Source organism: Vibrio sp. 1069, assembly GCF_033340555.1.
In genome coordinates this window covers 1-601 of sequence record NZ_JAWOWP010000605.1, presented here as the reverse complement: position 1 = coordinate 601, position 601 = coordinate 1, and the positions used below count along the sequence as shown (strand labels likewise).

1 protein-coding gene is annotated in these 601 nt (G+C 46.3%); it reads left to right on the top strand.

All coding sequences use genetic code 11. From position 1 onward, the window contains the following. On the top strand, window positions 1-601 hold a 601-nt coding region (locus R7040_RS28015), incomplete at both ends, for a sensor histidine kinase (protein WP_318097825.1).

Genomic DNA, 601 nt, shown 5'->3' with positions numbered 1-601 from the left:
GCATTTGAAGTGGAAACGAAGTTCAGTGAAACGCGCCATATTGAGCAGACGTTGTTAGACAGTAAGAACGACATCGCGGGCTATTTCCGCCGCGAACAAGAGTTTAGTCGTTTTGCCTCCCACGAGCTTCGCACGCCTATTATGGTGATCGCAGGCTCAACAGACATTTTATCTCGAGTACCTGACCAGCCAAGGGTGGCACAAAAAGCGATTGCGCGAATGCAAGCTGCGTGTGAAGACATGCGCGTTTTGACCGAGGCGTTTTTGTTGTTAGGTAAAGAGAAAATTGAGCCACAGCACTTTGGCGATCAAACGCTTTTAGTTTGTTTACACCAGCAATTGGAAGAGCTTGCTCCGTTGTTTGCAAAGCAAGATGCGCATTATCAGCTTAACGAACAAAATAGCGGCGAAGTGTATGCGCCAGCAAGCTTCGTGACGATAGTCATCAACAATTTAATCAAAAATGCATTCAGTTATAGCGTTGGAGACATCGAGATCGATCTACAGCAAAACACGCTGATTATCACCAATCGTCATGACGGGAACGAAACGTATAATGCGGGTTATGGTTGCGGCTTAGTGATTGTGCAACGCATTTGTG